At 38.0% G+C, this 13,819-nt stretch carries 13 protein-coding genes; 5 read left to right on the forward strand and 8 right to left on the reverse strand.

What is annotated here, in order from left to right; genetic code table 11:
• Positions 1-78: 78 nt before the first annotated feature.
• Positions 79-1,314: a phosphoglycerate dehydrogenase gene (gene serA, locus LB450_RS02425; RefSeq protein ID WP_224486264.1), complete on the forward strand. Its 1,236-nt coding sequence runs from the start codon at positions 79-81 to the stop codon at positions 1,312-1,314.
• A 25-nt stretch (positions 1,315-1,339) separates the two neighbouring features.
• Here serA and LB450_RS02430 read toward each other — a convergent pair whose 3' ends face one another.
• Positions 1,340-1,981 (reverse strand): 2OG-Fe(II) oxygenase, encoded by a 642-nt coding sequence (locus LB450_RS02430; protein ID WP_224486265.1) that lies wholly within the window; start codon positions 1,979-1,981, stop codon positions 1,340-1,342.
• Positions 1,982-2,287: 306 nt separating this feature from the next.
• Between LB450_RS02430 and queD the strand changes: the two genes are divergently transcribed.
• Positions 2,288-2,740: a 6-carboxytetrahydropterin synthase QueD gene (queD, locus tag LB450_RS02435; RefSeq protein WP_224486266.1), complete on the forward strand. Its 453-nt coding sequence runs from the start codon at positions 2,288-2,290 to the stop codon at positions 2,738-2,740.
• Here the strand turns inward: queD and LB450_RS02440 are convergent.
• Genes LB450_RS02440 through LB450_RS02450 form a run of 3 tightly spaced genes read right to left on the reverse strand, consistent with a single transcriptional unit; the run spans position 2,737 to position 6,729 of the window.
• Entirely contained in the window at positions 2,737-5,064 is a 2,328-nt protein-coding gene (locus LB450_RS02440) for a penicillin-binding protein 1A (RefSeq protein WP_224486267.1), read from the reverse strand. The genes queD and LB450_RS02440 overlap by 4 nt on opposite strands.
• Positions 5,065-5,081: 17 nt before the next feature.
• Positions 5,082-5,579, reverse strand: coding sequence for a gliding motility lipoprotein GldH (locus LB450_RS02445; protein ID WP_224486268.1), 498 nt, complete (start codon positions 5,577-5,579; stop codon positions 5,082-5,084).
• Positions 5,566-6,729 carry a PSP1 domain-containing protein gene (locus LB450_RS02450; protein WP_224486269.1) on the reverse strand — a complete coding sequence of 388 codons (1,164 nt, stop codon included), beginning with the start codon at positions 6,727-6,729 and terminating at the stop codon, positions 5,566-5,568. The genes LB450_RS02445 and LB450_RS02450 overlap by 14 nt, the downstream gene beginning before the upstream one ends.
• 338 nt (positions 6,730-7,067) lie before the next feature.
• Between LB450_RS02450 and LB450_RS02455 the strand changes: the two genes are divergently transcribed.
• Complete coding sequence (locus LB450_RS02455) at positions 7,068-8,222, forward strand: beta-ketoacyl synthase N-terminal-like domain-containing protein (RefSeq protein ID WP_224486270.1); 1,155 nt, start codon at positions 7,068-7,070, stop codon at positions 8,220-8,222.
• An 81-nt stretch (positions 8,223-8,303) separates the two neighbouring features.
• Complete coding sequence (gene bioB / locus LB450_RS02460) at positions 8,304-9,392, forward strand: biotin synthase BioB (protein WP_224486271.1); 1,089 nt, start codon at positions 8,304-8,306, stop codon at positions 9,390-9,392.
• Between the two features lie 117 nt (positions 9,393-9,509).
• On the opposite strand, the gene LB450_RS02465 is transcribed toward bioB, so the two are convergent.
• Positions 9,510-9,716 (reverse strand): GDCCVxC domain-containing (seleno)protein, encoded by a 207-nt coding sequence (locus LB450_RS02465; RefSeq protein WP_224486272.1) that lies wholly within the window; start codon positions 9,714-9,716, stop codon positions 9,510-9,512.
• A gap of 502 nt (positions 9,717-10,218) precedes the next feature.
• Here LB450_RS02465 and LB450_RS02470 point away from each other — a divergent pair.
• The gene (locus LB450_RS02470) at positions 10,219-11,118 is read left to right on the forward strand and encodes a cupin-like domain-containing protein (protein WP_224486273.1); all 900 of its coding nucleotides are present in this window, start codon (positions 10,219-10,221) and stop codon (positions 11,116-11,118) included.
• Here the strand turns inward: LB450_RS02470 and LB450_RS02475 are convergent.
• The 3 genes from LB450_RS02475 to LB450_RS02485 all read right to left on the reverse strand — a co-directional run bounded on the left by LB450_RS02475 (position 11,104) and on the right by LB450_RS02485 (position 13,800).
• Positions 11,104-11,595, reverse strand: a complete 492-nt coding sequence (locus tag LB450_RS02475) for a regulatory protein RecX (RefSeq protein ID WP_224486274.1) — start codon at positions 11,593-11,595, stop codon at positions 11,104-11,106. The two genes, LB450_RS02470 and LB450_RS02475, sit on opposite strands and share 15 nt — an antisense overlap.
• 90 nt (positions 11,596-11,685) lie before the next feature.
• On the reverse strand, positions 11,686-13,227 hold the full coding sequence (locus LB450_RS02480) for an Rne/Rng family ribonuclease (protein ID WP_224486275.1): 1,542 nt from the start codon (positions 13,225-13,227) through the stop codon (positions 11,686-11,688).
• Positions 13,228-13,509: 282 nt separating this feature from the next.
• Positions 13,510-13,800 carry an HU family DNA-binding protein gene (locus LB450_RS02485; protein ID WP_164003638.1) on the reverse strand — a complete coding sequence of 97 codons (291 nt, stop codon included), beginning with the start codon at positions 13,798-13,800 and terminating at the stop codon, positions 13,510-13,512.
• Positions 13,801-13,819: the final 19 nt, after the last annotated feature.

Raw genomic sequence — 13,819 nt, forward strand, 5'->3', positions numbered from 1 at the left:
AAAAAATAAAATCATAATAGGATTGCTTCTTCGTATTTTTATAATTTAGGGGTCTCCAATTTTTAATACTGTATTGCTATGTCACCACTCAAAACTTCGTTTCCAAAGAATAAAATGAAAGTTGTTCTTTTAGAAAGTATTAGTCAGTCGGCCGTCGAGTCTTTCAAAAAAGCCGGTTATACCCAAATTGAACAGTATCCTGGAGCTTTATCTGGAGACGAGCTGGATGAGGTCTTGAAGGACGCGAAAATTCTTGGCATAAGATCCAAAACTCAGTTGACGCAAGAGGTGATTCAAAAAGCAAAAAAACTGGTAGCAGTTGGGTGTTTTTGTATAGGAACGAACCAGGTGGATCTGGATGCGGCCAATAAAGCTGGCATTTGTGTGTTCAATGCGCCGTTTAGCAACACCCGTTCTGTGGCCGAACTGGTCATTGCTTCGGCGATTATGCTCATAAGAAGAATTCCAGATAAGGATAAAGCCGCACATGCCGGAGATTGGGACAAAAGCTCAAACAACTCACACGAAATACGTGGAAAACGCCTGGGTGTTGTAGGTTACGGACATATAGGTTCTCAGGTATCTGTTCTAGCTGAAGCCATAGGACTTAAGGTTTCTTATTATGATGTTGATAATAAACTACCGTTGGGTAATGCTGAAGAGATCACCGATCTCAAAACTTTGATTGAAGATTGCGACATTATTACGCTACACGTTCCAGGCACCAATGAAACTAAAAACTTATTAAACGAAGACGTGCTAAGCTGGTTTACAAAAGGACAATTGCTCATTAATATGAGTCGTGGGGATGTTGTGGATATCCAGGCTTTAAAAAAGGCTTTGGAAGAAAAGCGTATCGGTGGTGCTGCTTTGGATGTGTTTCCTGAAGAGCCAAAAAATAAAGCTGAAAAATTCGAGTCTCCTCTTCAAAATGTGTCCAATGTGATTTTGACGCCACATATTGGGGGTTCTACAGAAGAAGCGCAATGGAATATTGGCATTGATGTGTCCAGTAAACTTATAAAATATACAGAAAGCGGATCCAGTCTTGGCAGCCATTCTATTCCAGAATTGTCGTTACCAAAAATGGAGGATACCCATAGAATCCTGCACATCCATAAAAACGTATCTGGTGTACTTTCTGAAATCAACTCAAAAATTTCTAAGTTGGACGTCAACATTCTCGGTCAGTACCTGAGCACCAATTTTGATGTTGGTTATGTTGTACTAGACATTGCGAAAAACGACTCCCTAGACACCCTAAAAGAGCTTAAACGCATAGATCACACGATAAAAGTGAGGATACTCTATTAGAAACCTGAAATTTTTGATGTAAAATTTACATAGTTTTCAGCCAACCTGTAATGCTGAGGCGTTTATCATTAACGACTTCTTTGACTTCGTGTTCCAGGCGCTGACTTTCGAAAATCACGACCCTTCCTGGTAATGGATGCACGATGACTTCTGGTAAACCTTCAGGATATAGCACCAATTCGCCACCATTGGAAGTTTTCCAGGTGTGATCGTTGAGGTAACATACCAGAGAAAGTTTTCGCCTGTCGTCATTTTGAAAGGTGTCGATATGTTTTTTGTAAAAGCTGCCTTTAGGATAAACGGCATAATGAAACTCCTGATGGAGAAGCCCCATAAAACAGGTTTTGTTCAAGTAGTTTTTGAAAGCATTTATCTTCTCAAAAAACTTTTTCTCAACTGAATTTGCCTTCAGTTCATCTATCCATTGAATATAATCTCCACGTATACTTTTCTCTACAGATTCATTCACTTTATTACCAATGCCTGCTTTTTTCAGTTCACTGTGTTTATAAAGCGTTTTAATGTGGTCCCTTAAAAGACCTACCACATGCTCTTCAAAAAAAGAATCGCAGATAGAATAGCCCTGTTCAAGGATATCGGAAATGATACGCTCGTAAAGAGGATGTTCGTCAAAAGAGAGCGCATCGGTAAGAAGTTGTGTACTCATTAAAAAGCCTTTAATTTTAATTTACAAATTTAGTCTATAAATCCTTAGTCTGATATCGTTTTTCAGGGTTCCGTTATAGGTAGCTGTTTATGAAATTCGAATAAAGGGTCTATGGTTTTAGCATTCACAGACCTCTCGATTGCGTCTGTCTGCGTTTTGTAAAGTCAGACAGGCTCGAGGTAACATTCATACCGGGTTTTTTTATGCTAAGCTGCCTTTTAGCAAACAAAAGGAGATAAAAATGTGTATAAACATACAAGCCAATAATTTTTTAAATCCAGTATCTTTGCATTAATATTTAAGGTTATGGCAAAAATCAGAATTACCAAGCAATTTACTTTTGAAACCGCTCACGCCCTCTACGGGTACGACGGAAAGTGTAAAAATGTGCATGGGCATAGCTACAAATTAGACGTGACTGTGATTGGCGAACCCATCACAGATATGCAAAATGTAAAATGCGGCATGGTCATCGATTTCGGTGATCTTAAGAAAATAGTAAAGTCTGAAGTTGTGGATAGACTGGATCACGCCATTCTGTTGAACAAAGAAACTCCTCATATCAAACTTGCGGATCATCTCATAGCTTCAGGTCATGATGTTGTCTTGGTCGATTATCAGCCTACGAGTGAAAACATGATTGCCGATTTTGCCCTCCGAATTTCCAGCAAATTGGATACAAACATAGAGTTACACTCACTTAAACTTAGAGAAACAGGTACCGCTTTCGCTGAGTGGTTTGCCAGCGATAATGCTTAAAAATCTATTTCGAAATCAGGTTGAGCTACTTTTTCTTCTTGTGTTTCCTCATCAGTAAATTCGTCGCAGTCGATCTGGATACTTAGGTTTTCAGGTTCTTCAAATTCTTCTTTAGAAATATCAAGGCTTTCATCTGCATAAACGTCTTTCATATACATTCCCCAAATCGGTAAAGCTAAAGTAGCTCCTTGTCCATAAGTTATGGTAGGAAAATGAACACTTCTGTCTTCGCCACCAACCCAAACACCTGTAGCAAGATTAGGCACCATTCCTATAAACCAGCCATCACTCTGGTTTTGAGTGGTCCCTGTTTTTCCGGCAATAGGATTGTCGAAAGCATAAGGATAACCAGTGACTGCTCTTTTATAGGCTTCAGTATTTTTAGCATAATCAGAATTGGTTCTTAAACGTCTACCCGAGCCAAATTTGGTAACGCCTTCTAAAAGATTGATGGTCACATAAGCAGATTCTTCGCTCAATACATCGCGGCTTTCTGGTTTGTGTTGATAAAGAATGGTTCCGTTTTTATCTTCTATACGTTGTACAGCATAAGGTTTTACATAAACACCTTTGTTAGCAAATGTGCTGTAAGCCGAAACCATTTCATAAACACTAATATCTGCTGTTCCCAGAGCTATGGCAGCCACAGGAATTATATTTGAGGTATCAATTCCCAGCTTATCAATCAAACTGATGACACTTTCGGGTCCCGTTTTATTTATAACTCTTGCAGTTATGGTATTGATAGATTCTGCCAAAGCTTCTTTCAAAGTTTTCATACCACCATAATCATCACCGGCGTTTGACGGTGTCCAGTCTTCTTCCATGACACCATGCTTTCCTTTTGGAATAGTATAAGGTTGATTTGGGAGCTGGTAACAAGGAGAAAGATGTAATTGATCTATGGCCGTTGCATATACAAAGGGTTTAAAGGTAGAACCTACCTGTCGCTTAGCTTGTTTGACATGCTCATATTTAAAAAATTTATAATTCACACCGCCAACCCATGCTTTAACCTCACCAGTCTGAGGCGTCATAGACATCATTCCTGTATTCAGAAATGATTTATAATACCTGATAGAATCTTTTGGAGTCATCAAGGTATCAATAGGTCCTTCCCAGGAAAACAAACGCATTTCTCGTTTTCTATTGAAGGCTGCCATAATAGAATCTTCGTCTATTCCTCTTCGCTTCATCCGCTTGTAGCGATCAGAATTTCTAATGCCTTTTTGAAGGATACCTTCTATTTCTGAAGCATCTATATCTCTGAAAGGTGCTATTTTGTTATTTTCATTTTGATGATTAAATTCCTTCTGAAGATTTCTAAGGTGTCTCTCTACGGCAGTTTCAGCATAGGTTTGCATTTTGAAATCCACAGTGGTATAGATTTTTAAACCATCTCTGTACATGCTGTAAGAACTTCCATCTGGTTTTGGATTGTCCTCAATCCAATCTTTCATAAATTCCTGGACATAGGCTCTAAAGTAGGTAGCAATCCCATCATCATGTTCTTCTGGTGAGAAATTGGTGGCTAATGGTAACTCCTGCAAAGAATCTTTCACTTTTGTAGTTAGAAAACCATTTTTTTCCATTTGTACAAAAACCTGGTTACGTCTTTGCCTGGAGTTGTCTTTGAACTGTTCTTTTACAGGATTGTAAAGTGAAGGGTTTTTCAACATGGCCACAAGCGTGGCGGATTCTTCTATAGAAAGTTCTCCAGGTTCTTTGCCAAAATAAATTCGTGAAGCAGAGCGAATACCGATGGCATTATATAAAAAATCCATTTTGTTGAGGTACATCGCAATAATTTCATTCTTGGCATATTGCTCTTCCAGCCTCACGGCAATGACCCATTCTTTTACTTTTTGGATAATTCTATTGAAGGTTCCACTTTTGTTGGGATCTGTAAATAAAAGTTTGGAAAGCTGTTGAGTAATGGTACTTGCACCCCCTCTACTTCCTAGATAAATAGCAGCTCTTAGGGTTCCTTTGGCATCTATACCAGAATGGCTGTAGAAACGTTCGTCTTCTGTAGCAACTAAAGCATTGACAAGGTGGTCTGGCAGATCTTCATAATTTATGGGAGTCCTATTTTCTTTAAAGTATTTACCAAGCGTCTGCCCGTCTGCAGAAATGACCTCCGTTGCTAAGTTAGTCTCCGGATTTTCCAGCTCTTCAAAGCTTGGCATTTTTCCTAAAGCTCCCCAGCTTGCTAGAAGAAAAATAAAAACCACACTTAGAATTCCTACAAAGAATAAAATCCAAAAGCCTAATATATATTTCTTAAATCCTTTTCTTTTTTCTGATGTTGATGTCTTACCCATAATTTTTTAAAAAAGCATTAATTTCCTGCTTGTTTTATAGTCTCCAAATGTATGCCAAAATCCATAATTCCTTGTAATGTATCCAGGGCTTCAATTTTTCCAAACTTGCGCATAGCATGCTTTACTTCTATGCTGTAGTCTCCTTGTTCGTTAAAAATGACATTTGATTTGTACCATAATTTACTTTCTTTCACACTTCCAAAGCCAGTCCCCATAAGTTCTCCATCAGGGTAGGCCATTTCATATTCCAGAGTATCACCAATCTGTTTTCCATTGGGAAAAGAAATGGTAGCAATGAGATACAGGTTGTTAAACGCATAATCCTGATTGACCCGTGTTACAAAAAATAAATCATAAGGTCTAATGGTATCTGGAGCTTCAAAGTCAAAAGTCAAAGTATCTGATGTTGACCAGCCGTTGGAAAAACTTTCATATTCTGAAAATACAGGATTTTCCTGGCAGCCGACCAAAAACATAAAAAAGCCAGCTAATAAAGACAGTTTACGAATTTGCATTATTCCTTTTTGACTTCTTATGTTTATTAGATTTTCTTTTGTTTCTGGTCTTTTTTCGTTTTGGCTTATCGAAACGCGTTAAGCTATCCTGACCAAAGGAATTGGAAAATTCAGTTTTCTCTGGAACAGCTTCAGAAGTAAACTCTTCTAAACTTGCGACCGGATTTTTATCCCGTTGCGCCTTTAAAATTTCCTTTATAGCATCGGTATCGAGCTCAATCCAGTTGTTGTACTCTTTCTCGTACGCGTACCATAATTTCCCTTTGAATATATCTATTTTCTGGCAAACGGCATCTCCTTTTTGGGTGGTCAGTTTTTGATCCTGTCTCGGGAAGTCTTTTAAAGCTTCCAGATAGGTGTCCAATTCATAATTGAGGCAGCATTTTAATTTACCACATTGACCTGCAAGTTTCAGTGGGTTCAGTGATAATTGCTGATACCTCGCTGCCGACGTTTTTACCGTCCTAAAATCGGTTAACCAGGTAGAACAACACAGTTCACGTCCACAGGAGCCTATACCACCAAGTCTTGCTGCTTCTTGTCTAAAGCCGATCTGGCGCATTTCAATCCTTGTCTTAAACTCGTAAGCGAACTCTTTAATCAATTGTCTAAAATCCACGCGTTCTTCTGCGGTATAATAAAACACAGCTTTTGAGCCATCGCCTTGAAATTCAATATCGCTTATCTTCATTTTTAATTTTAAGCGAATCGCGATTTGTCTGGCTTTCACCTTCATCGCATCCTCACGCTCTCTGGCGGCTTGCCAGACGTCAATGTCTTTTTGAGAAGCTTTTCTATAAACTTTGGCAACCTCTTTGGAAGCCGGGTCTGCTTTTTTCTTTTTCATCTGTACCCTCACCAGTTCTCCGGTAAGCGTAACAATACCAATATCGTGACCAGGAGAAGCCTCAGTGGCTACAATATCTCCGATGGAAAGTGTTAGATGTTCTGTATTTCTAAAAAATTCTTTTCTACTATTTTTAAATCTGACCTCAACACAATCAAAAGCTTCCTGACCTCCAGGTAGTTCCACATCAGACAACCAATCAAAAACCGTTAGCTTATTACATCCATCTGTCCCGCAGGTTCCGTTGTTTTTACAGCCTTTAGGCTGGCCATCTTTCCCGGTCGAGCAACTGCTACATCCCATAAATTCTATATATTGAAGCGTTTCATACTTAAAACGCTGAAGATTAATCTTTCTTATTCAGAATGTCAAAGATACCAAATAATTACTAGAGACATTCCATTGCTTTTTTCAGATATACCAGTTCTGCCTCATGCCAAAATAAATAAAACGCCCTTTTTTCCAATCTACTTCAATATAAAATAAAGCCGTAGCTATCGCTATGCCTCAATTTTCTATTTTGGATAAAGAAAAAAATCATCATTTTCTATTATATCATTACAAAGTAGAATTGGTATTTTTTAAATTTGATAGGGTGAAGCTTAAGTTTTTTCGATCTTTGCTTCAAAAATAAAGTTCGCTTGAAACACCCTATATACATCAACGGCTTCGGATCTATTTCTGCTTTAGGTCATGATCAAGATGGCATTCTGAAAAACTACCAAACGGATTCTGCCCATTTTTCAAAATTGAATTTTGAGAAAAATACAGTTTTGGGCGCCATCCTTCCTTTATCGTCTTCAGAAGAAATTGAAAATCTTTCTCAAGAAAACCCTAGATACAAAGACCTGGACAAATCTGTGCTGATGGCCATGCTAACGGCCAGGAAAGCGATTTCAAAATTAAAATTTGAACCGCAATCGACAGGAATTAATATCGGTTCTTCACGTGGAGCAACAGCTTTATTTGAAAATTACCACAAAGAATTTTTGGAGGGGAAAAAGCTATCGCCTCTAACTTCTCCAACGACGACTTTGGGAAATATTTCATCCTGGGTCGCGCAGGATTTGGGTGTGGATGGTCCTAACATAAGCCATTCCATCACCTGTTCTACAGCTTTGCATGCAATGCTCAATGCTAAAGCCTGGCTGGAGTCTGACATGTGCGATTTGTTTTTGGTAGGCGGCTCAGAAGCACCGCTTACTGAATTTACCGTCGCCCAAATGCAGGCTTTGAAATTATATTCAAAATTGGATACCGATTTCCCCTGCCAAAGTTTGAAGCTGGATAAACTTCAGAATTCTTTGATTTTAGGTGAAGGTTCTGCCACGGCGGTGATGTCGAAATCTTCAGAACAGGCTCTAGCACAAATCACAGGATTTGGTTATGCTACCGAACAGATTACTCACAATATTTCTATTTCTTCAGACGCGAAATGCTTTCAGAAATCGATGAAAATGGCTTTAGATGAAGCGCAACTAAGTCACGTAGATGCTATTGTACTCCATGCTCCAGGCACCAAAAAGGGAGACCAGGCTGAGGTAAATGCGATTCAAAATACGTTTGACGATTTTCCGTTGCTCACCACCAACAAATGGAAACTGGGACACACCTTTGGCGCTTCAGGGATGTTGAATATCGAAATGGCATTACTGATGTTGGAAACAGGCGAATTTTTTAAAAACCCATTTTATAAACAAGCAAAAACTTCTAAGCCTATAGAATCGGTTTTGGTAAATGCCGTCGGTTTTGGAGGGAATGCGGTCAGTATTTTGCTTGAAAAACCCAAACTTTAAGAATTAATTTGACTCAAATTATTTTCAGAATAGATAATACACCTACTTTTTTCTATTTTTGAATCATTAAATAAAATTACCATGATAAGAAACGACTGGACCAAGGAAGAGATTTTAGACATTTATAATAAGCCGTTAATGGAGTTGCTGTATGAAGCAGCGACTGTACATAGAAAACACCATGACCCCAACAAAGTACAGGTGTCTACGCTGTTGTCTATTAAAACAGGTGGCTGTCCGGAGGATTGTGGTTACTGCCCGCAGGCAGCTCGCTACCATACCGATATAGAAGGTAACGATTTGATGAGCGTTTCTCAGGTAAAAGCTCAGGCGTTACGTGCAAAATCTTCAGGAAGTTCCAGAGTTTGTATGGGGGCGGCCTGGAGAAATGTGAAGGACGGAGAAGAGTTTGATAACGTACTGGAAATGGTAAGAACCATCAACAAACTAGATATGGAAGTTTGCTGTACCTTGGGTATGGTAACTGAAAATCAAGCGCAACGCCTTGCAGAAGCTGGACTTTATGCCTACAACCATAATTTGGATTCGTCTGAAGAGTATTATAAAGAGGTGATTTCCACCAGAGGTTACCAGGATAGACTGGATACGATTGGGAACGTAAGAAAAAGCAATGTCACCGTTTGTAGTGGTGGTATTATAGGCATGGGAGAATCTTTGGAAGACAGAGCAGGCATGCTGGTGGCGCTGGCAACTTTAAGTCCTCAGCCAGAATCTACACCAATCAATGCGCTGGTTCCCGTAGAAGGAACACCATTGGAAGAGCAACAAAAAGTATCCATCTGGGAAATGCTGCGTATGGTAGCAACCACCAGAATCGTGATGCCAGAAACGCAAGTTAGACTTTCTGCTGGCAGAACAGACATGAGCAGAGAAGGACAGGCGATGTGCTTTTTTGCTGGCGCCAACTCCATCTTTGCAGGAGATAAATTATTGACCACACCAAATCCTGATGTGAATGAAGACATGGAGATGTTTAAATTATTAGGATTGGAGCCACAAAAACCATTCGAGAAAAAATCTCAGCCACAATCAGTTTCAGCTGAGGAATCTCAACACAAACCTCTTGGAGAAAAGCCAAAATGGTCCCGTCCAGGACATACTATTGAACGTAACGTAGAGGCCAAGCAAAAAGCTAAGACGAAGGTTTAGCTGAAAAAACATTTGGTTTAATTGACTACAAAAGAAAGCGAGTTTTTACCCGCTTTCTTTTATTTTAGGATGTTCGCCAAATGGGGATTACTCTATTTAGTTTTCGGAATAGGCTTATCAGCAACAATTTTTGTTTTCCTGAATAGGTGGGCATGGTACACTTCCATATGAGCAATACACACAACAATCTCCCTCGTTAGGTTTAAGGACTGTTTCACACTTTTCACACTCGTAAAAAAACTGACAAGCATCTGTTGGCATTTCTTCTACTTTTTTATGACCGCAGTCTGGACAGGTGATTTCTGATTTTAATTCTATTTTCATAATTTTCTTTATCGATTACTTAATAACTCGAGTAGCTAATTACTTTCTCCCTTCATTGGTCTTGTCAATCACGCTTATTTTACTTTTAATAATATTTCAAAAATTTTATTTTTTAGAGTATCTCAAAAAGTGTTTGTGCATCCCTATCGGTTTTTAATGGATTTCTGTCTTTCACTTTCACAGATGTTGATAAATAGCAGAACTGTTCATTCCGTGAATGTCGCTTAAATCTCAGGCACAAAGCTTCTTTTCTACAAGGCGTAAGTAAAGCACTTTAAGCTTTACACAATTTCCGACTAATGAAAACCATTTGTTTAATAGTAGAAAGACTCATTTGATTCCGAAACGGTGTCTTTGCAACGATTTATGTGTTCGATATCGGCTTGTTGGCTTTTGCAAGATTTTTTTTGTAGTACAAATTTATACTATTACCTTAAGTAAGCAACCGCTTAAAAAAACCCGATTTTGGTAAATTCCAAAATGAAGTTTATTTTTGCAAGTTATGACCCATAACCAAAAACAAAAACTCAATCTTCAGACTGTTGACAGAGTAAAAACTATTTCTCCTCAAGAGTTTATAGAAAAGTATGTTAAGCCTCAAAGGCCTGTTGTTATAGAACAACTCACTCAGGATTGGCCGGCTTATGAGAAGTGGTCACTTTCCTATTTGAAAGACATAGCCGGGGACGTGGAAGTGCCCTTATACGAAAACCGACCGGTTTCGGCCAAAGACAAGTTTAACGAGCCACATGCCCAAATGAAACTGAAAGACTATGTGGATTTATTGAAAAAAGGACCAACTCGTTATCGGATTTTCCTTTTTAATATGATGAAAGTTGTCCCTGAACTTCAGCAGCATTTCAAGATGCCAAATTTAGGCGTCAAGTTTATGAAGAAGTTGCCTTTTCTATTTTTTGGAGCAGAGAATTCTTCAGTGTTTATGCATTATGATATTGATTTTGCGAACATTCTCCACATTCATTTTGAAGGTAAAAAGCGCTGTATCATCTACCCGCCTTCAGAAACTAAATTTCTTTATAAAGTACCCAACGCACTCATAAGTTTGAACGAGATCGATTTCAATAATCCAGATTTAGAAAAATTCCCGGCTTTAAAACTGGCCAAAGGTTACGAAGCTTATCTGGAACACGGTGAAGCCCTGTATATGCCAGAAGGCTATTGGCATAATATGACTTATCTCACCCCCGGATTTTCCATGAGTTTAAGAACCTTGCCTAGGAGTGCGAAAAATTTGGGAAAAGCGTTTTACAATTTAACCATCATGAGAGGTGTCGAAAACATGATGCGCAAATTGAAAGGCGATCGCTGGATTGAGCATAAAAATAAATTGGCTTACCGTCGTCAGGAGAAGAGGTTAAAGAAAGAATTACATAGGGAGTAAATCATTGATGACATCGTAAATCAATTCTGTTTCATAGCCTTTGTACGCCAGATGCTGATAAAGCTTTTGCCTTTTTTTGTAGGCGTTTGGCTCATTTAGGGTTTTCAATTTTTGCTCAGACAGGTCTTTTAGTGTTTTTAAATAATCGTCTTCATCAATTTCAGATAAACCCGCTTTCAGATTGTAAGCAGAAATATTTTTAGCTTTCAATTCTCTTGTAATTCTTAGGCGTCCGTATTTTTTTATTCTGAATTTACCACGTGCATAACTTCTGGCAAAGCGTTCTTCATTCAGAAAATCTTCTTCAATAAGCTTGGTGATGATGTAGGCTTTGGCTTCTTCATACATCTCTAGCTCATCTAGTTTTTTTTCAACTTCCTGATGGCAGCGGTCTTGATACACACAGTAATTCATCACCTTTACGAGAGCCTCGTCTACGGTTAATGATGTCTTGGTTTTGAAGTTTTCTTTTGGCATTTTCAGTAATGTTCTCCCGACAAAAGTACAAAAACAAAAAACCCCATATTCTCAATGGAATATGGGGTTTTAATAAATTATTTCAACAACTTAAACTTTGATGATTGAACCATCCTGGTCATAAAAATGATATTCTAAGTAGTTGTAAGCATCACGTGGCTGAATTTTCACCCATTTTTTGAAATCAAAAAACCATTTGCTTCTTGGTGAAGGAAAGCCTTTCATAAGATAGGCAGCAATAAAAGGATGTGCTGTAAGCGTTATCTTTTTATTTCCTTTCTTCAAGATCTTTTGTAGATCTGCATTGATTTTGTTTACGATTACAATAGGAGCTTCAATCTCTCCATCGCTATTGGGATCTTTCTCACGAGTTTTGATGTTCATCTCTGGACGAACACGCTGCCTTGTGATTTGGATTAACCCAAATTTACTTGGAGGTAAAATTTTGTGTTTTGCTCTATCATCGCTCATCTCATTTTTAAGATGCTCATAAAGTTTTCTTCGGTTGTCTGGGTTGTTCATGTCGATAAAATCCACGACTATGATACCTCCCATGTCTCTTAATCTCAACTGACGTGCAATCTCTGTTGCGCTTATCATGTTGACTTCGAGTGCTGTATCTTCTTGATTTTTGGCCTTATTACTTCTGTTTCCACTATTGACATCTATTACGTGCATAGCTTCTGTGTGCTCTATGACTAAGTAAGCTCCTTTTTTCATGGTTACGGTTTTACCAAAAGACGTTTTGATTTGTCTTTCTATACCATATTTTTCGAATATGGGAACATTAGAATTATAATGAGAAACAATAGATTCTTTGTCTGGGGATATTTTCCCGACATAATCTTTGATTTGTGTAAATATGACATCATCATCTATGCTAATAGATGTAAATGAGTCGTTGAACATGTCTCTTAATATTGATGAAGCTTTATTAAGCTCACCCAAAACTTTTGAGGGTTGATGTGCCTTGCTAAGCTTTTTGCACATGTTTTCCCATCGTTTCATCAAATTTTGAAGGTCCTTATCAATATCAGCAACTTTTTTGTCTTCTGCGACAGTTCTGATGATGACACTAAAACCTTTGGGTTTAATACTTTTTACTAATCGTTTGAGTCTGCTTTTTTCTTCCTTGCTTTCAATCTTCTGCGAAACTGAAACTCTATCCGAAAAAGGAACTAAAACAATATAGCGACCTGCAAGAGAAAGCTCACTGCTTAATCTTGGGCCTTTGGTAGAGATAGGTTCTTTTACTACTTGTACAAGAACAGATTGGTTGGAGTGTAGCGTATCCGCTATCGATCCATTTTTATCGATTTCTTCTTCAAAAGGAAAATCTCTCAGAGAGAAATTTTTCAATTGATTGGAGGTAGCTTTTTTCACAAACTTCAACATAGTTTTGACGTTTGGACCCAGATCGTGGTAGTGTAAAAAACCATCTTTTTCGTAGCCTACATTCACAAATGCAGCATTGAGACCTGGCAAAGCTTTTCTGATTTTTGCTAGAAAAATATCACCAACAGAAAAATCGAACCCTTCTGTTTCTTTATGGAGCTCTATGAGTCTTCCATCTTTTAATAAGGCAAAATCTACAGCGTCGGAACTAGAACGTACTATTAATTCCTTATTCACGCTTATTAGATTTTAGAAGTCTGTAGAATTTACAGACTATAATTATACATAAGTAATCCTGTAATTTCATTAGTGAAAAGGATTACAATTTTAAGTCATTTTGAAATTTAATCGCATTAAATTTCGATGTCAAAGAACGTATAGAATAAGAAAAAGTAGTGACTAACTACTTTTTCTTGTGACGGTTAGCTCTGCTTCTCTTTTTTCTTTTGTGAGTGGCTACCTTATGTCTTTTTCTCTTTTTACCGCTTGGCATAGGCTTGTTTTTTTAGATTATTAAAATTATTTTACTTCTACGTTTTGTTTAACTCCTTCAACAAATATTTTGGCAGGTTTAAATGCTGGAATATTGTGTGCTGGAATTTTGATAGTTGTATTCTTTGAGATGTTTCTCCCTGTTTTTTCTGCTCTTGTCTTCACAATAAAGCTTCCAAAACCTCTAAGATACACATTATCTCCACCTTCTAAAGAATTCTTTACCTCATCCATAAAGGTTTCTACAGTAGCTTGAACTTCATTTTTCTCTAAGCCGAGTTTGTCCGAAATGTTGGCTACAATATCTGCTTTTGTCATAATTCAAAAATATTTATTC

The sequence above is a fragment of the Psychroflexus curvus genome, from assembly GCF_020164585.1.
Taxonomy (GTDB): Bacteria; Bacteroidota; Bacteroidia; order Flavobacteriales; family Flavobacteriaceae; genus Psychroflexus; species Psychroflexus curvus.

Excerpts from the sequence above, each read along its gene's own strand:
- LB450_RS02440 (WP_224486267.1), bottom strand. The coding sequence starts at position 5,064 with ATGGGTAAGACATCAACATCAGAAAAAAGAAAAGGATTTAAGAAATAT.
- LB450_RS02445 (WP_224486268.1), bottom strand. The coding sequence starts at position 5,579 with ATGCAAATTCGTAAACTGTCTTTATTAGCTGGCTTTTTTATGTTTTTG.
- LB450_RS02465 (WP_224486272.1), bottom strand. The coding sequence starts at position 9,716 with ATGAAAATAGAATTAAAATCAGAAATCACCTGTCCAGACTGCGGTCAT.
- LB450_RS02430 (WP_224486265.1), bottom strand. The coding sequence starts at position 1,981 with ATGAGTACACAACTTCTTACCGATGCGCTCTCTTTTGACGAACATCCT.
- bioB (WP_224486271.1), top strand. The coding sequence starts at position 8,304 with ATGATAAGAAACGACTGGACCAAGGAAGAGATTTTAGACATTTATAAT.
- LB450_RS02470 (WP_224486273.1), top strand. The coding sequence starts at position 10,219 with ATGACCCATAACCAAAAACAAAAACTCAATCTTCAGACTGTTGACAGA.
- LB450_RS02450 (WP_224486269.1), bottom strand. The coding sequence starts at position 6,729 with ATGGGATGTAGCAGTTGCTCGACCGGGAAAGATGGCCAGCCTAAAGGC.
- LB450_RS02485 (WP_164003638.1), bottom strand. The coding sequence starts at position 13,800 with ATGACAAAAGCAGATATTGTAGCCAACATTTCGGACAAACTCGGCTTA.
- LB450_RS02475 (WP_224486274.1), bottom strand. The coding sequence starts at position 11,595 with ATGCCAAAAGAAAACTTCAAAACCAAGACATCATTAACCGTAGACGAG.
- serA (WP_224486264.1), top strand. The coding sequence starts at position 79 with ATGTCACCACTCAAAACTTCGTTTCCAAAGAATAAAATGAAAGTTGTT.
- queD (WP_224486266.1), top strand. The coding sequence starts at position 2,288 with ATGGCAAAAATCAGAATTACCAAGCAATTTACTTTTGAAACCGCTCAC.